This is a genomic window from Streptomyces sp. LS1784, from assembly GCF_020103755.1.
In the GTDB taxonomy this organism is placed as follows: Bacteria; Actinomycetota; Actinomycetes; order Streptomycetales; family Streptomycetaceae; genus Kitasatospora.
On sequence record NZ_JAHSQD010000134.1, the window covers coordinates 1 to 16,707 of the forward strand.

16 protein-coding genes are annotated in these 16,707 nt (G+C 73.7%); 8 read left to right on the forward strand and 8 right to left on the reverse strand.

Features of this window, described 5'->3' with window-relative positions:
- The first annotated feature begins 226 nt into the window (after positions 1 to 226).
- The gene (locus tag KS423_RS17685) at positions 227 to 934 is read left to right on the forward strand and encodes a response regulator transcription factor (protein ID WP_308020208.1); all 708 of its coding nucleotides are present in this window, start codon (positions 227 to 229) and stop codon (positions 932 to 934) included.
- 249 nt (positions 935 to 1,183) lie between these two features.
- Here KS423_RS17685 and KS423_RS17690 read toward each other — a convergent pair whose 3' ends face one another.
- Positions 1,184 to 1,558 (reverse strand): toxin Doc, encoded by a 375-nt coding sequence (locus tag KS423_RS17690; RefSeq protein ID WP_224280449.1) that lies wholly within the window; start codon positions 1,556 to 1,558, stop codon positions 1,184 to 1,186.
- 34 nt (positions 1,559 to 1,592) lie between these two features.
- A complete protein-coding gene (locus KS423_RS17695) occupies positions 1,593 to 1,805 on the reverse strand; it encodes a hypothetical protein (RefSeq protein WP_224280451.1) in 213 nt (70 codons plus the stop codon).
- Between the two features lie 242 nt (positions 1,806 to 2,047).
- On the opposite strand from KS423_RS17695, the gene KS423_RS17700 reads away from it, so the two are divergent.
- Complete coding sequence (locus KS423_RS17700) at positions 2,048 to 3,511, forward strand: S41 family peptidase (RefSeq protein WP_224280453.1); 1,464 nt, start codon at positions 2,048 to 2,050, stop codon at positions 3,509 to 3,511.
- A gap of 3 nt (positions 3,512 to 3,514) precedes the next feature.
- Here KS423_RS17700 and KS423_RS17705 read toward each other — a convergent pair whose 3' ends face one another.
- Entirely contained in the window at positions 3,515 to 5,128 is a 1,614-nt protein-coding gene (locus KS423_RS17705; protein WP_224280455.1) for an ABC-F family ATP-binding cassette domain-containing protein, read from the reverse strand.
- Positions 5,129 to 5,643: 515 nt separating this feature from the next.
- On the opposite strand from KS423_RS17705, the gene KS423_RS17710 reads away from it, so the two are divergent.
- The 4 genes from KS423_RS17710 (at position 5,644) to KS423_RS17725 (ending at position 10,047) form a co-directional block, all read left to right on the forward strand.
- Entirely contained in the window at positions 5,644 to 6,870 is a 1,227-nt protein-coding gene (locus KS423_RS17710) for a serine protease (RefSeq protein ID WP_224280457.1), read from the forward strand.
- Between the two features lie 101 nt (positions 6,871 to 6,971).
- A complete protein-coding gene (locus KS423_RS17715; RefSeq protein WP_224280458.1) occupies positions 6,972 to 8,609 on the forward strand; it encodes an ABC-F family ATP-binding cassette domain-containing protein in 1,638 nt (545 codons plus the stop codon).
- A 68-nt stretch (positions 8,610 to 8,677) separates the two neighbouring features.
- The gene (locus KS423_RS17720) at positions 8,678 to 9,361 is read left to right on the forward strand and encodes a nitroreductase family protein (RefSeq protein WP_224280460.1); all 684 of its coding nucleotides are present in this window, start codon (positions 8,678 to 8,680) and stop codon (positions 9,359 to 9,361) included.
- A gap of 83 nt (positions 9,362 to 9,444) precedes the next feature.
- Positions 9,445 to 10,047: a GNAT family N-acetyltransferase gene (locus tag KS423_RS17725; protein WP_224280462.1), complete on the forward strand. Its 603-nt coding sequence runs from the start codon at positions 9,445 to 9,447 to the stop codon at positions 10,045 to 10,047.
- A 16-nt stretch (positions 10,048 to 10,063) separates the two neighbouring features.
- On the opposite strand, the gene KS423_RS17730 is transcribed toward KS423_RS17725, so the two are convergent.
- The gene (locus KS423_RS17730; protein WP_224280464.1) at positions 10,064 to 11,017 is read right to left on the reverse strand and encodes an aldo/keto reductase; all 954 of its coding nucleotides are present in this window, start codon (positions 11,015 to 11,017) and stop codon (positions 10,064 to 10,066) included.
- A 382-nt stretch (positions 11,018 to 11,399) separates the two neighbouring features.
- Between KS423_RS17730 and KS423_RS17735 the strand changes: the two genes are divergently transcribed.
- The gene (locus tag KS423_RS17735; RefSeq protein ID WP_224280466.1) at positions 11,400 to 12,806 is read left to right on the forward strand and encodes an SDR family oxidoreductase; all 1,407 of its coding nucleotides are present in this window, start codon (positions 11,400 to 11,402) and stop codon (positions 12,804 to 12,806) included.
- A gap of 4 nt (positions 12,807 to 12,810) precedes the next feature.
- Here the strand turns inward: KS423_RS17735 and KS423_RS17740 are convergent, their stop codons facing one another.
- Positions 12,811 to 13,233: a hypothetical protein gene (locus KS423_RS17740; RefSeq protein ID WP_224280468.1), complete on the reverse strand. Its 423-nt coding sequence runs from the start codon at positions 13,231 to 13,233 to the stop codon at positions 12,811 to 12,813.
- 121 nt (positions 13,234 to 13,354) lie between these two features.
- Complete coding sequence (locus KS423_RS17745; RefSeq protein ID WP_224280470.1) at positions 13,355 to 14,098, reverse strand: SDR family oxidoreductase; 744 nt, start codon at positions 14,096 to 14,098, stop codon at positions 13,355 to 13,357.
- A 101-nt stretch (positions 14,099 to 14,199) separates the two neighbouring features.
- Between KS423_RS17745 and KS423_RS17750 the strand changes: the two genes are divergently transcribed.
- Positions 14,200 to 14,814, forward strand: a complete 615-nt coding sequence (locus tag KS423_RS17750) for a TetR/AcrR family transcriptional regulator (protein ID WP_224280472.1) — start codon at positions 14,200 to 14,202, stop codon at positions 14,812 to 14,814.
- A 142-nt stretch (positions 14,815 to 14,956) separates the two neighbouring features.
- On the opposite strand, the gene KS423_RS17755 is transcribed toward KS423_RS17750, so the two are convergent.
- Together KS423_RS17755 and KS423_RS17760 are read right to left on the reverse strand one after the other, a co-directional pair.
- A complete protein-coding gene (locus KS423_RS17755) occupies positions 14,957 to 15,484 on the reverse strand; it encodes a hypothetical protein (protein ID WP_224280474.1) in 528 nt (175 codons plus the stop codon).
- 106 nt (positions 15,485 to 15,590) lie between these two features.
- A partial coding sequence (locus KS423_RS17760; protein WP_224280476.1) for a serine hydrolase occupies positions 15,591 to 16,707 on the reverse strand: 1,117 nt, incomplete at its 5' end.

Consider the following 16,707-nt stretch of genomic DNA (forward strand, 5'->3'; position numbering starts at 1 on the left):
GGCGGGCGCGGGCTGCGCGGGATCGGGGAGCGGGCGGCGGCGCTGCACGGCGGCAGCACGGCGGGGCCGGGCGAGGACGGAACGACGTGGCGGCTGGCCGTCTGGCTGCCGGTGGGAGGGGCGGCGTGAACGAGGACGTGAGCCCGGGCGTGGGCGAAGGTGCGAGCCCGGGCGTGAACGAAGAGAAGATGTGAGCCGAGGCGTGGACGAGGATGTGAGCCCGGGCGTGAACGAAGGCGTGGACCAGGGCGGCGTGCAGCAGGGTACCGACGGCATCCGGGTGGTGATCGCGGACGACGAGCGGCTGGTCCGACTGGGCCTGCGGGTGGTGATCGACAGCGAGCCGGACCTCACCGTGGTCGGCGAGGCCGCCGACGGCGCCGAGGTCGTCCCACTGGTGCGCGAACTACGCCCGGACGTGGTGCTGATGGACGTCCGGATGCCCGGCATCGACGGCATCCGGGCCACCGAACAACTGGTCAACGGGATGGACGCGCCGCCGCGCATCCTGGTGGTCACCACCTTCGAGCACGACGATCACGTGTACGACGCGCTGCGCGCCGGCGCCGCCGGGTTCCTGCTGAAGCGGGCCCGGGCGGAGGAGATGGTGCAGGCGGTGCGGCTGGTCGCGCGCGGCGACTCGCTGCTGTTCCCGGCGGCCGTCCGCGAACTCGCCCTGCGCCACGGTGCGGACCGGCGCCGGGAGACCGGGTCGGCGGACCGGGGGCCGATCGGGCGGCTGACCGAACGGGAGGGGCAGGTGCTGCGGCTGATGGCCACCGGACTCAACAACGGCGAGATCGCGCGGCAGCTGGTGGTGAGCCAGGAGACGGTGAAGACGCACGTCGGCAGCGTGCTGGCCAAGCTGGGCGCGCGGGACCGCACCCAGGCGGTCATCGCCGCGTACGAGTCGGGCTTCGTGCTGCCGGGCTGACAGCCGCACCGGCCCCGCCGTGGTTCCCGACGGGCTGGACCGGCTCGGGACGCGGATACCGGCTCGGGACGCGGATCGCGGGCGGGACGCGGATACCGGCTCGGGACGCGGACCGCGGGCGGGACGCGGATACCGGCTCGGGACGCGGACCGCGGGCGGGACGCGGATACCGGGAAGGACGTGATCGCGGGCGGGCTGCGGCCGGGGCCGAAGGACCAGCCCCGCAGGGGACCGCCGCGGCGGTCGGCCTCAGATCCGCCAGTCGCGGATCCGGTCGGCCGCCGCGTACACGTCCGCCCGGCCCTCCGCTATGCCGCGGGCCAGCTCCACCAGCGCCCCGTACGGCGGGTCGATCCCCTCCCCGGCCGCGTGCATGTACGCGGCCGTCGTCATGCAGGCGTACAGGTTGTTGCGCACCGGCAGCGGGCGCAGCAGCACGATGGTGTGCATCAGGGTGGCCGCGCACCAGGCCGGGTCCGCGTCGTGGCCGAGCTGCGCGGTGTTCACCCGGTGCCGGGCGACGGCGGCCTGCAGCGCCGAGTAGTCCCGCACGCTGAGGTCCTCCGGGGAGGCCAGCTCCTGGACGTCGAGCAGCCAGCGCAGGTCGACGTGGAGCAGCGCCACTCCCCCGCCCCTCATCGCGTCGCGCCCCCGCCCCTCACGCCGCGGGTGCGTCCTCGGGGAACGCGGCGTCGAACTCGGCCCGGTGCGCCTTCCAGAACGCCACCGCGTGGTCCACGAAGACCCGCCGCTGCTGCTCCCGCACGCTCAGGTCGTGGACGTACGCCTTCACGGTCTTGCCGTCCGCGGCGGCGGCCTCGCGGATCGCGGCGAGTTCGTGCTCCGTGTACTCGATGTTGAGCGCAGGCATGCTGCCGATGCTACTGGAGCCAAGGACAGTTGGGGCCACGGGTGACGGACTTTCACCCACCGTCAAAACGGTTGTTGTCGAGAGCGCCAGGGACCATTCCGCCCGACTCCGGATGGTCCCGGAGGAGGAAGCGGGTGCGGCACGGGGGATGACGCCCGGGCGATGGGGCCGGCCGTAACGTCGGGAGGGAGCGGTGGCGGAGGGGTTCCGCGGGGGAGACCGGGGTTCGGCGGAGGCCGGAGATGACACAGAGGAGTATCGGCAGGGCGGCGGCCGCGGCGGTGGCGCTCGCGATGGCGGTGGGGTTGGCGGCACCGGGGGCGGCCGCGGCCCGGGGAGGGCGGGCGAACCCGCTGGAGGGGGTCTGGCGGACGGAGGGCTACGGCCTGCTGATCGCGGTCTCCGGGGGCCGGCTCACCACGTACGACGTGACGGCGCACAGCTGCGTGCCGGGGTGGGTCACCGGGACGCGGACCGGTCCGCCCGGCCCGGACGGCACCACCCGCTACGGCGTGGGCAACCTCGCCCTGACGCTCACCCCCGAGGGCCGGAACCGGGCCGTGGAGCGCGAGGAGGGCGGGGTCGGCAGCAAGGCGCTCAGCCGGCTGGACGCCCTGCCGCCGCTGTGCGCCGCGCCGGCCCCGAACGACCCGCTCGCGGTCTTCGACCGGTTCTGGGAGAACTTCGAGGAGAACTACCCCTTCTTCGCCGCCAAGGGGATCGACTGGCACGCCGCCCGGGACGAGAAGCGGCGCACGATCACCCCGACGACGACGGCCGACCAGTTGCAGGCCGTCCTCGTGGACATGCTCCGCCCGCTCGGCGACGCGCACACCGGACTGGCCCGGGTGGTCGACGGGCAGCCCAGGGAGGTCTTCGGCGGGCAGCGGCCGGGGTCGACCGTGCGGACCGAGGAACTGACCGCGCGGGCCCGGCAGGCCTCGGCCGCCCAGCTCACCGGCCCGGAGCAGGTCTTCGCCGGAGGCCGGCTCGGGGTGGGCCGACTCCCCGACGGCCTCGGCTACCTCCGGGTGAGCAGCTTCGACGACTACACGGACGGCGACCAGCAGAGCCAGGTCGACGAACTGGACCGGGCGCTGGACGCCCTGCTGGACGCCCGGAACCGACCCACCGGTCTGGTCGTCGACGTGCGGCTGAACGGCGGCGGCTCGGACGCGCTCGGGCTGCACATCGCCGCCCGGCTCACCGATCGCCCCTACGTCGCCTACCGGAAGGTGGCACGCAACGACCCGGCCGATCCGACGAGGTTCACCCGGCCCGAGCCGGTGGTCGTGCGGCCCTCGGCGGGACGGCACTTCACCGGGCCGGTGGCGGTGCTCACCTCCTCGATCTCGACCAGCGCGGCCGAGACCTTCACCCAGGCCATGATGGGCCGGTCCCCGCAGGTGCTCCGGGTCGGTGAGAACACCCAGGGCGTCTTCTCCGACATCCTGATCAAGACGCTCTCGCCGGACTTCATGGCCGTCCTGCCGAACGAGAAGTACCTCACCCGGGACGGCAGCACCTTCGACGGACCGGGCATCCCGCCGAACGTCCGCACCCCGGTGTTCACCGCCGACGAGCTGGCCGCGCTCAGGGACTCGGCCCTGAGCACGGCCCGCCGGATGCTCGTCGAGGATGCCCGGGGCGAGCAGGACGCCCAGGACGCCCAGGACCGGCAGAGTCGGCAGGATCAGCAGCGGTAGGCGCTACATCGGCTCCACCGCCCGCAGTTCGCCGTCCAGCTCCAGCCACCGGGTGAGGCCCAGGCCGCGCAGGAACGGCAGGTCGTGGCTGGCCACGATCAGCGCGCCCCGGTAGGCGGCGAGCGCCTGGGTGAGCTGGCGGACGCTGGCGAGGTCCAGGTTGTTGGTCGGCTCGTCGAGCAGCAGCAGCTGCGGCGGCGGGTCGGCCAGCAGCAGGGCGGCCAGCGTCGCGCGGAACCGCTCGCCGCCGGAGAGGGTGGCGGCGGGCTGGTCGGCCCGGGCGCCGCGGAACAGGAAGCGGGCGAGCCGGGCACGGACCGCGTTGTCCCCGGCGGCGGGGGCGAACAGCTTGACGTTCTCCACGACGGAGCGCTCGTCGTCCAGCAGGTCGAGCCGCTGCGGGAGGTGCCGCAGCGGCACCGGGGTGATGACCTCCCCTTCCAGCGGGGCGAGTTCGCCCGCGATGGTGCGCAGCAGGGTGGACTTGCCGGCGCCGTTGCGGCCGACCAGGGCGATCCGCTCGGGCCCGCGCAGGTCGAGGTCGGCGGTGGTGCCGTAGGGCAGCCGGACCTTGTCCAGGGTGAGCACCGTGCGGCCGGCCGGGACGGCGGTGCGCGGCAGGTCGATCCGGATCTCCGCGTCGTCCCGGACGGCCTCCTCGGCCGCGCTGAGCCGCGCCTTGGCCTCCTCCAGGCGCTCGGTGTGCATGCCCTGGAGCCGGCCGGCCGTCTCCTGGCCCTTGCGCTTGAGCATCCCGGCGAAGATGTGCGGGTCGTTGCGGGTGACCGAGCGCTTCTTGCCGTACGCGGCGCTGCGATCCAGCCGGACGCGGGCGTCGGCCAAGTCCCGCTTCTGGCGCTGGACGTCGGCCTCGGCGTTGCGCAGCAGCCGCTCGGCCGTCTCCTGCTGGGCCGCGAGGGTGCGTTCGTAGTCCTCGAAGTTGCCGCCGTACCAGGTGACTTCGCCGCCCCGAAGGTCGGCGATCTGGTCGACGTGCCGGAGCAGTTCGCGGTCGTGGCTGACGATCAGCATCACGCCGTTCCAGCCGGCCACCGTCTCGTAGAGCCGCTCGCGGGCGGCCCGGTCGAGGTTGTTGGTGGGCTCGTCGAGCAGCAGGACGTCGGGGCGGGCCATCAGCAGGGCGGCCAGCCGCAGCAGCACCGCCTCGCCGCCGGAGAGTTCGCCGGTGGTGCGGTCGAGGCCGAGGCGGTGCAGGCCGAGCCGGTCGAGGGTGGCGCGGGCGCGCTCCTCGACGTCCCAGTCGTCGCCGATCGCGTCGAAGTGGCGCTGGTCGGTGTCGCCGGACTCGATGGCGTGCAGGGCCTCGCGGGCGCCGCGGATGCCGAGCGCCTCGTCCACCCGCAGGGTCGTGTCGAGCGTCAATCCCTGCGGAAGGTAGCCGAGTTCGCCGTCGACGCGGATGGTGCCGCCGGTGGGGGTGAGCTCGCCGGCGATCAGCCGCATCAGGGTGGACTTGCCGGCGCCGTTGAGCCCGATCAGGCCGGTGCGGCCGGGGCCGACGGCGAGCTGGAAGCCGTCCAGGACGGGCTTGCCGTCGGGCCACTCGAACGAGAGCTCGGTGCAGAGGACGGCGGTGGTGGTGGGTTGGTGTGCCATACAGGCCTCCCGGGGTGGTTGCCGAAGGGGTGGTGAGCAACACGGGGAGACACCGCGGGTGCGGAACCGGGTACGGCCGGAGGGAACGAAGGGGTGGCGTCACGCAGAGGAGCGCCACGGGCCGTGACTGAGGTCGCACACTCGCGCACCGCGCAACGGCAACAGGGCCTGCGCGGCGGGGGCGGTGTCCCGGGACCTCAGTAGAGCAACGGCCTTCTCCTTGTCTGGCTGATGACCCGGACCACGGTAGGCAGCCCGTACGAGGCGTGCAACCGATTTACCGGGCGCCGGGCCCGCCGAGCCCCCAGCCGCCGCGGCGGAGGCCCGGTGCCGATCCCGTGCCGATCCGGTGACGGTCTCGCCCCGGTCCGGTGACAGCCCCGTCCCGGTCCGGGGCGGATGTCAGGAGTTCCCGGGCCGCATGGCAGACTCCTCACCTGCCATGCCGGCGGCCGAGTGGGGCCGCACCCGGGGAACGGGCCGCATGGCGGTAGTCAACAGGGGGATTTGAACTCATGTCACCGATATCCCGGCCCGGCCGTGCCGTCCTGGGCGCCTCCGTCGCCGCGCTGACCATGGTGGTCGCCACCGCGTGCGGCCCCGACAACGCCGACCCGGCCGTGACCGCGGCTCCCGGCGTCACGGCCGACGCCTCCGGCAAGCCGGGCGCGGCTCCGATCAAGCTTCCGACGCTCGAAGAGCTGAAGACCTGGAAGCTCGAGGACTGGGACAAGTGGGCCCAGGCGAACGTCATCACCCCGGCCGTCAAGGGCTACTGGACCCTGCAGAAGCTGCTGGAGGCCAAGCCGAAGCCGCTGCCGCAGCCCGCCCCGGACGCGTCCCAGCCGCCCGCGCAGCCCACCGGCGCCGCACCGACCACCGGCGCGCCCGCCACCGGCCAGCCCACCGCGAAGCCCACCGCCGCCCAGCCGGGCGGCGGCGCGGACCAGCTGCCCGCCATGGTCCCGGCCAAGCCCGTGGCGCACCCGTTCCCGAAGAACATGCACGTCAACGGCAAGATCTTCTTCAAGGACGGCAACGAGGACTACGTGTGCTCCGGCACCGTCGTCTCCGACCCGGCCAACCCGGGCAAGAGCAACCTGGTGTGGACCGCCAGCCACTGCCTGCACGGCGGCAAGGGCAACAAGTACTACACCGACATCACCTTCGCCCCGGCCTTCAACAGCAACGGCGTGCTGAGCAACGGCAACAAGCAGGCCAAGCTGGAGGACGCCGAGCCGTACGGCGAGTGGACGGCCACCTCCGGCATGGTCTCGCCGCAGTGGACCGCCGAGGCCGACCCGGAGAAGGGCGGTCCGTGGAGCCAGTACGACTTCGGCATCATCAAGGTCGCCAACCCCAACCCGGGCGGCAAGTCGCTGGAGGAGACCGTCGGCGGCTCCGTCCCGCTCTGGTTCAACGCCCCGCGTGACCAGGTCGGCGCCGTCAGCAACTACGGCTTCCCGGAGGGCAAGCCCTTCGACGGCGTGGAGCTGGAGCACTGCGACGGCGGCAAGCCGTCCCAGAAGACCGGCGACCCGAGCCGCCCGGCGATGCTGCTGATCGGCTGCAACATGACCGGCGGCAGCAGCGGCGGCGGCTGGTACGCGACCAAGGACGGCAAGCCGGCCCTGGTCAGCGACACCTCCATCGGCAACGGCGCGAACACCTACGAGGCCGGTCCGTACCTGGAGGACGTGGCCCAGCACATGTTCGAGTACTTCTCGAAGAAGGCCAAGTGATCCACGGGTGATCCGCAGGTAGTCCCGGGGCCGCGGCTGCGACAGCCGCGGCCCCCGCTTTTTCCGCCGACCGGGCCTCTCCTCCTACAATCGGCCCCATCATGAGCGCGACACTCGTAGTCAAGGACCTCAGCGCCGGCCACGGCGAACGCACCCTCTTCTCCGGCCTGGACCTGGTGGTCGCCCCCGGCGACGTGATCGGCCTGGTCGGCGTGAACGGCGCCGGCAAGTCGACCCTGCTGCGGCTGCTGGCCGGCCTGGACACCCCCGAGGGCGGCTCGCTGCGGCTCAGCCCGGCGAGCGCCAACGTCGGCCACCTGCCGCAGGAGCCGGAGCGGCGCGAGGGCGAGTCGGTGCGCGACTTCCTGGCCCGCCGCACCGGTGTGGCGGCCGCGCAGGCCGCGCTGGACGAGGCCACCGAGGGCCTGGTCGAGGGCCGGGCGGGCGCCGACGACGCGTACGCCGCCGGCCTGGAGCGCTGGCTGGACCTCGGCGGCGCCGACCTGGAGGAGCGCGCCGAGGAGGTCGCCGACTCGCTCGGGCTGAAGGTCTCGCTGGACCTGCCGATGACCGCCCTGTCCGGCGGCCAGGCCGCCCGGGCCGGCCTCGCCTCGCTGCTGCTCTCCCGCTACGACGTCTTCCTGCTCGACGAGCCCACCAACGACCTCGACCTGGACGGCCTGGAGCGGCTGGAGTCCTTCGTCAAGGGCCTGCGCACGGGCACCGTGCTGATCAGCCACGACCGCGAGTTCCTGGCCCGCACCGTGACCAAGGTGCTGGAGCTGGACCTGCACCAGCAGCAGGTCAACCTGTACGGCGGCGGCTACGAGGCGTACCTGGAGGAGCGGACGGTGGCCCGTCGGCACGCCCGCGAGGAGTACGAGGATTACGCCGACACCAAGGCCTCGCTGGAGACCCGGGCGCGGATGCAGCGCGGCTGGATGGAGCACGGCGTGCGCAACGCCCGCCGCAAGTCCTCCGACAACGACAAGATCGGGCGCGCGATGCGTGCCGAGTCCACCGAGAAGCAGGCCTCCAAGGCCCGGCAGACCCAGCGGATGATCGAGCGGCTGGAGGTGGTCGAGGAGCCGCGCAAGGAGTGGGAGCTGCGGATGGAGATCGCCACCGCGCCGCGCTCCGGCTCGGTGGTCGCCACCCTGCGCGGGGCGAGCGCCCGGCGCGGCGACTTCGCCTTCGGCCCGGTGGACCTCCAGATCGACTGGGCCGACCGGGTCGCCATCACCGGCGCCAACGGCGCGGGCAAGTCCACGCTGCTGGCGGCCCTGCTCGGCCGGCTCGAACTCGACGGCGGCAGCGCCTCGCTGGGCTCCGGCGTGGTGGTCGGCGAGGTGGACCAGGCGCGCGGACTGTTCCTCGGCGAGGAGCCGCTGGTGGAGGCCTTCGCCGCCGCCGTTCCGGAGCTCTCGCCGGAGGACGTGCGCACCCTGCTGGCCAAGTTCGGCCTCAAGGCGGTGCACGTGCTGCGCCCGGCCGGCACCCTCTCCCCCGGCGAGCGCACCCGGGCCGCGCTGGCGCTGCTGCAGGCCCGCGGGGTCAACCTGCTGGTGCTGGACGAGCCCACCAACCACCTGGACCTGCCCGCGATCGAGCAGCTGGAGTCCGCGCTCGGCTCGTACACCGGCACCCTGCTGCTGGTCACCCACGACCGGCGGATGCTGGACACGGTGGCGGTGAACCGGCGGATCGAGGTCCGGGACGGGCGGGCGCACGAGCTGTAGCCCTCCACTGAACCGCGATTGGTCTCTACCTCTTCCCGGAGGGACCGTCATGTGCTGTGCTGTCCGCCATGGTTGACAGCACAGACAGCGCCGTGGCGGGGACGCCCCACCCGACCGTCCCGCTCGCCCCCATGACGGTGCCCGCCCACGAGGCCGAGGCCCGCAGCAGGTCCTTCCACGACGTGATGGCGCAGCGCCGGACCGTCCGCGACTACTCCACCCGCCCGATCCCGGACGGGGTCGTCGAGTGGGCGGTCCGCACGGCGGGCACCGCGCCCAGCGGCGCGCACGTCCAGCCCTGGCGGTTCGTGGTGATCACCGACCCGGAGCGCAAGCGGCGGCTGCGCGAGGCCGCCGAGGCCGAGGAGCGCGAGTTCTACGGCCACCGGGCCTCGGCGGAGTGGCTGGCCGCACTCGCCCCGATCGGCACCGACTGGCGCAAGCCGTTCCTGGAGGACGCGCCGGCCGTGATCGTGGTGTTCGAGGTGCACAAGGGCCCCGACTCGCCGCGCCCGTACTACACCAAGGAGTCGGTGGGGATCGCGGTCGGGCTGCTGCTGGCCACGCTGCACCAGGCCGGGCTGGCCACGCTCACCCACACCCCGAGCCCGATGAAGTTCCTCAACGAGGTGTGCGACCGTCCGGCGGAGGAACGCGCCGCGTACGTGATCCCGGTCGGCTACCCGGCCGAGGGGGCGCGCGTGCCGGACCTGCGGCGCAAGGAGCTCGACGAGGTGATGGTCCGGCTCTGACGCGCCGGGGCGCGGCCGGGCGCGCCCGCCGCCGGAGGGATATCGGATGGTGACAGGTCCTGGCCAAGGACATAATCGCCGTCATGAGCCCAGCACAGCCACGGTCCTGTGGTCTCGCCCCGCCGGCGGTGGAGGTGACCGCCGGACGGCCGCCGGAACGGCTGCGACTGCCCGGCGGCCTCTGGCTGCGACGCCGCCGCAGCACCCACACGGAGGCACTGAACCGGGCCGTCCGCGCCAACCTGGACCACCTGCGGCCCTGGATGGAGTGGGCGGCCGAGGCCCCCTCCCGGGCGCAGACCGCCGAGCTGACCCGGGCCGGCGCCGCCGCCTGGGAGGCCGGCACCGACTTCATGTACCTGGCCTGCCTGGACACCGAACCCGGCGGCGTGATCGGCGCCTTCGGCCTGCACGGCCGGATCGGCCCGGGCGCGCTGGAGATCGGCTACTGGGTCGCCGCCGGGCACGTCGGCCGCGGCATCGCCACCGCCGCGGCCGGGGCGCTGACCGAGGCCGCGCTGGCGCTGCCCGGGATCACCCGGGTGGAGATCCGCTGCGACCAGGCGAACGGCGCCAGCGCGGCCGTCCCGCGCAAGCTCGGCTACCGGCTGGAGCGGATCGCCGAGGCCGCCGTCCGGGCTCCGGGCGAGACCGGACGGCAGCTGGTGTGGGTGTTGGAGCGCTGACTCCGCCACCGCACCGTCAGTAGCGCTCGCCGGTCGCGGCCGGCAGCGCGTCCAGCTCGGCCAGGTCCGCCGCCGAGAGCTCGATCCCGGCCGCGCCCACGTTGTCCACGAGGTAGCGCGGCGTCCTGGTGCCCGGGATCGGGAAGACGTACCGGCCCTGCGCCAGCACCCAGGCCAGCGCGACCTGCGCGGGGCTGGCGCCGATCCGCTCGGCGACCGCCCCGACCGCCCCGACCAGCTCCAGGTTGGCCTTCAGCGCGTCCTGCTGGAAGCGCGGCAGCCGGCGGCGGAAGTCGTCGGCGGGCAGCTCGTCGAAGGACGTGATGCCGCCGGTCAGGAAGCCGCGGCCGAGCGGCGAGAACGGCAGGAAGGCGATGCCCTGCTCCTCGGTGTACGGCAGCACCTCGGCCAGCACGTCCCGGGTCCACAGCGACAGCTCGGACTGCACCGAGGCCACCGGGTGCACGGCCTGCGCCCGCTTGATCTCCTCCAGCGTCGCCTCGGAGAGCCCGATGCTCCGGGCCTTGCCCGCCGCGACGACCTCGGCGAACGCGCCCCAGGTCTCCTCGATCGGGACGTCCGGGTCGACCCGGTGCAGCTGGTAGAGGTCGACGTGGTCGGTGCCCAGCCGGCGCAGGCTCTCGTCGATCGAGCGGCGCACGTGCTCGGGCCGGCCGTTGCGCTCCTGCTGGCCCCCGCCGCCCGGCACGATGCCCACCTTGGTGGCCAGGAAGGCGCGCTCCCGGTACGGGCCGGCCAGCGCGGCCCCGACCACCTCCTCGTTGGTGTACGGGCCGTACATGTCGGCGGTGTCGATCAGGCCGACGCCGAGGTCCAGTGCCTGCCGGATCACCCGGACCGAGTTCTCGTCGTCCCGGTTCTGCACGTCGTAGGCCCAGGTCATGCCCATGCAGCCGAGACCGATGACGCCGATCTCGGGGCCGCTGGTACCGAACGAGGCGTTGCGCATGGCGGTGCTCCCATCTGGGTTCCGCGGCTTCCGTGGTGGTTGCCGCAGTGGTTCGCGTGGTGGTGCGTGGTCAACGCCTTCAGCTTTCACCTTGGAGTGCACTCAAGGTCAAGTCCCTTCGGATCCACTCCCGGAAGCCCGTGGCCGGGGCGTACGGTCCGGTGATCGACGACGTGCAGGTCAAGGAGTGCAAGGCCTGCTGCGGCTGACCGGGCTGTCCAAGTGCACCAACATCCCTCAGCAGCCGTACGAGTTCGCGAGGATCCTCGGCCAGTACGCGGGCTGAGCCCATCGCCTACCGCCCACCGGCGGAAATTGGCATCTCATCGTCCCGGACCGTCCGTTACAGTCCCTCCCACCTGTACGGCACGAGGGGGCGGACATGACGGTCCGGGACGACCACATCCAGTTGAGCACGACCACTCCGGCCTGCGAGGACGCGGCCTGCACGGCGCACGTCAGCGCCGAGGAACTGGCCGCGTTCAGCCGCACCCTCGGCCGGCTTCGGGCCCTGCCCGCCCACGACCGCACCCGGCTGCACGCCGAGCGGCAGCTCAGCTCCTTCGTCATGGAGAGCCGCAAGCGCCGCCGCCAGGAGGCCCGGCAGACCCTCCGGCAGGCCGACGCCGAGCTGCTCGCCACCACCGCGACCGGCAGCCGGACCCGCCGCGAGGACGCGCCCCTGACCGCGGCGGACGAGCCGGCCGGCGAGCTGCGGATACCGCGCAAGTGCTACGTCTGCAAGCAGGCCTACCGCCGGGTCGACGGCTTCTACCACATGCTCTGCGCGGACTGCGCGGCCGACAACACCGCCCGCCGCGGTCTCCGGACCGACCTGCGCGGGCGCCGGGCGCTGCTCACCGGCGGGCGGGTGAAGATCGGTTTCCAGCTGGCCCTGATGATGCTGCGCGACGGGGCCGAGCTGATCGTCACCAGCCGCTTCCCGCAGGACACCGTCCGCCGCTTCCGCGCCGCCGAGGGCAGCGCGCAGTGGTGGGACCGGCTGACGGTGTTCGCCATCGACCTCCGCGACCCGCGCCAGGTGCTCGGCCTGACCGAGCGGTTGTGCGCCGACGGGCGCCCGCTCGACATCCTGGTCAACAACGCCGCGCAGACCCTGCGCCGCCCGCCCGGGTCGTACGCGCTGCTGGCCGCGGGCGAGCAGGACGCCCTGCCCGCCGCCGACCGCCGGGCGATCAGCCACGCCCCCGGGTTCCGCCCGGCCACCGGCCTCACCCGACTTCCTTCGGGAGCCGGGTCGTTGCTGGACTTCACGGACGAGGCCGGGCTGCTGCCCGACCTCGCCCCCGCCAACTCCTGGTCCGCCACGCTGGGTTCGCTCGACCCGGCGGAGGTGCTGGAGACCCAGCTGGTCAACGCGCTGGCCCCCGCCCTGCTCTGCGACCGGCTGCTGCCCCTGCTGCTGGCCTCGCCGCACCCCGCCCGTTACATCGTCAACGTCACCGCGGTGGAGGGCCGGTTCGCCGTCCGCAACAAGACCGCCCGGCATCCGCACACCAACATGGCGAAGGCCGCGCTCAACATGCTCACCCGCACCAGCGCGGCCGAACTCGCCACCCGGGGCGTGCACATGTGCGCCGTCGACACCGGCTGGATCACCGACGAGAACCCGGCCCCGAAGAAGGCCCGACTCGCCGCCCAGGGGTTCCGCACCCCGCTCGACATCGTGGACGGCGCGGCCCGGGTCTACGACCCGATCGTCCGCGGCGAGGCCGGGGACCCGGTGTCGGGGGTGTTCCTCAAGGACTACCGGGTGGCGGAGTGGTGACGGCTCACGTGTCGTAGCAGCCGCACCAGGGGGCGTCGAAGCCGAGGCCGTCCGGGTACAGCTCGAAGTGGACCCGCTCGTCCTCCTCCTCCACCTCGTCCTCCTCGTAGTCCTCGCGGACCAGGCCGAACAGCTCGCCGTCGACGTGCACGGCGAACGGGGCGATCGCGATGTCCCCGTACTCCCGACCGGGCAGGGCGTCGAGCCACTCCGCCAGCAGTCGCCTGGCCTCCGCCGCCTCGCCCGTGGAGCGTATCCGCGAGTCGAGGTGGCGGCCGGTGACGTCGAAACGGTGCAGGGCGGCGTAGTACCGGCCATCACCGAGGCAGAGAGCCGAGGCGAAGAACTGGCCGCCCTGCCAGCGACCGATGGTGTCGGTGCGGTAGTCGGGCCGGTGGCTGACGGGGATGACGTCGGGAGCGTTCACGGTCGAACCATAGGAGTGACCTGCGACAGTGCCCGGGTCAGCGCCCGGGTCAGCGCCCGGGTCAGCGCCCGGGTCAGCGCCCGGGTCAGCGCCCGGGTCAGCGCCCGGGTCAGCGCCCGGGTCAGCGCCCGGTGGGCAGGTTGGCCCCACCGGTGCAGTCGAACACCACACCCGTGACGAAGCTGTTGGCGGCCAGCATGTGGATCGCCCGGGCGACGTCCTCCGCGCGGCCGACCCGGCCGACCGGGGTGGTGGCGGCGAGGCCCTCGAACAGCGCGGCCCGCTGCTCGGCCGGGACGCGGTCCCACCACGGGGTGTCGATCACGCCAGGCGAGACGGCGTTGACCCGCAGCGGGGCGAGCTCGACGGCCAGCGGAGGGACCATCGCCTCCAGGGCGCCGTTGATGGCGGCCAGTCCGGCGGTGCCGGGGATGGCGGCACGGGCCGAGGCGGCGGTGATCAGGGTGACCGAGCCGTCCTCGCGCAGGTGCGGCAGCGCCGCCTGGAGGACGCGCACCTGCGGCCAGAACTTGGCGTCGAAGCCGGTCGCGAGGTCGGCCAGGTCGAGCCCGGCGAAGGGGCCGGCGCCGGCCGCGCCGCTGACCGCGACGACCAGGTGGTCCACGGTGCCGGCCGCGGCGAAGAAGTCGGCGAGGGCGGCCGGGTCGGCCGCGTCCAGCCGGTGACCGGTGGTCTTGCCGCCCATCCGGGAGACGGCGGCGTCCAGCCGGTCGCGGTCGCGGCCGGTGACCACGACCTCGGCGCCGTCCGCGGCGAAGGCGGTGGCGGCCGCCTCGCCGATGCCCGAGCTGCCGCCCATCACGACGACGCGCTGTCCGGCGAAGAGGTTTGACGCAGTGCTCATGGTGGTGGGGCCCTTCAACTTGTCGAGACCGCAGGTTCCGACAATGATGTTTGTCGAGACTGCTAGTCTTGTCAAGCGGGGGCAGGAGGAGAGGGAACACGATGAGCGAGACCAAGGGCGCCGAGGCCTCCCCGGCCGTACGCCCGCACACCGGACGCCGCCGCAACGAGGCCGCCCACCGGGCGATCCTCGACGCCGCGCTGCGCCTGCTCGCCGAGTCCGACGGCACACCCGTCACCATCGACGCCATCGCCCGCACGGCCGGCGTCGGCAAGCAGACCGTCTACCGCTGGTGGCCCTCCAAGGGCGCCGTGCTGCTCGACGCCCTCACCGACCGCGCCGACCAGGACGTCCACGGCCCCGGCACCGGCGACCTGCGCACCGACCTGCGGGCCTTCATCGCCACCACCTTCGAGGCGGCCCAACGCGACACCACCGCCTCCGCGCTGCGCACCGTCGCCCGCGAGGCCGCCCGTGACCCGCACCTCGCCGAGCTGATGCGGAGCTTCACCGCCGCCCGCCGCACCGCGCTGCGCGAACTCCTCGCCAAGGGGCGCGAGCGCGGCGAGCTGGCCGGGGACGCCGACCTGGACCTCATCGCGGACCAGGTCTACGGGGTCTTCTGGTACCGCTTCCTGCTCGGGCACGGCGCGCTCGACGCGGACACCGCGGAGCGGCTCGCCGACTCGCTGACCACGGGCAACGGCGGCCACTGAGCACACCCCTGCGTTGCGCGGGAAGCCGGACCGGCCGGCGGGCCCCGCCACCCCCGGGGCCGGCGCACCCCGGGCGCCGGGCCCCCCTGCGTGGCCCGGGACCCCGCCCCGGCCGGCTTCCCGCGCAACGCAGGGGACGGACTCACGCGGCGACCGGGCGCCGACGGCGGTGGTAGGCCCAGGCGAGCGCGAGGGTGGCGGGGCCCCAGAAGATCGCCGTCGAGGTGCAGATCCGCCCCAGGGCCATCCACCAGCCGTTGCTGTAGCCGACCTCCTTGAACACCCCCAGCCAGGCGAGGGGCATGCCGTCAAAGAGGGCCACCAGGACCAGACCCCCGAGCACGGCCGGGACGACCGCCGCGAGCGGCGGCACCCGGCGCCCGCGCAGAACGGGCACCCAGCGCGGGAACACCTCGCCCCAGCCGCTGACCAGCCCCAGGGTCAGGATCGTCAGCGCCTCGGTGACCACGCTCAGGCCGATCACGTACGGGGCGAACCACCAGACGTAGGCCGCGGCGTTCGGGTCGACAGTGCCCATCCGGAAGTCGAACGCGAACGGCAGCCGCCACAGGCAGTGCGGCAGCACGACGAACGGGAGGGCCTTGGCGAGCCGCAGGGCCCACCGGGGAACGGGGCGTTCGGTGTCGCCCACCGGGATGTTCTTCAGCATGCGTCCACGGTCGCGGACACCACCCCCGCCCCACGTCCACCGTGCGGCCCCATCGCCTCCCCCGCACGAGCCAACCGCTCGTCATCCCCGCGGCCGAGACGGACCGTCAGCCCTTGGCCCCCAGGCCGAAGGAGGACGTCAGCAGCCCGAGGGCGTACGGGCTCTCGGCGCCGTCCAGCGCGGTCGGGTCGACCGAGTACACGACCGTGCGGGCGAGGTCGCGGGTGGCGAAGACGCCACTGGTGGAGCCGGGCCGGGAACCGGTCTTGCCCCAGGCCACGATGCCGCCGGCCGCAAGGCGTTCGAGGCCCATGCTCATGCACGCCGTGCCGTCCGGGCAGTGGCTGCTGCCCGGGGCGACGGGCACGTCCGGGACGGTGAAGAGCTTCTCCTGCTCGGCCGGCGGGAGGAGGCGGCCCCGGAACAGCGCGGTCATGAAGCGGTCCAGGTCGGGCGCGCTGGAGATCATGCCGCCCTCGGCCCAGGGCCACGGGCTCTGCTCGGTCACGTCCGCCCGGTGCGAGCCGCCGCCGGTGTCCGGGACGGTCAGGTACGGGCGGGTCGCCGGGTGCCGCAGCTGCGGGTCACCGGCGTCCGGGAGGGAGGTGTCGTGCAGGCCGAGCGGGCGGATGATCCGGTCGCGCAGCTCGTCGGCGTAGCGGTGGCCGGTGACCTTCTCGACGACCAGCCCGGCGACGAAGGTGTTCATGCCGTTGTACTGCTGGGCGGTGCCGGGGTCGAAGGCCAAGGGCTGGCCGGCCATCGTGGCGGTGATCTTCTCCGGGGTGGGCGCGTCGAGCCGGTGCTCGGCGAACCAGCCGGTGGTGCCGTCGCCCCAGAACGTGTTGGAGCCGCCGGGCAGCCCGCTGGTGTGGTCGAGCAGCTGCCCCACCGTGACCGACGGGAAGGGGAAGTCCGGGAGGTACTGCCGGACGCTGCCGTCGAGGTCGATCCGGCCCTCGGCGGCGAGTTGGAGGACGACGGTGGCGGTGAAGACCTTCGAGATCGACCCGATCCGGAACCTGCCGTGCGGGTCCACCGCCGTCCCGGCCTCCGCCGAGCTGCCCTCGAACCTCCCCGCGGAACCGGTGACCCGCACGAACCCGGCGGAGACGTCGGCGGCGGGCCGCCGGGCGAGGGCGGAACGGATCGCCGCCGGGTCCAGCGGCGGCAGTGCGGACGGGTTCGCCGACACTGCGGCGGCGGGGGTGGCGGCGGGCGCC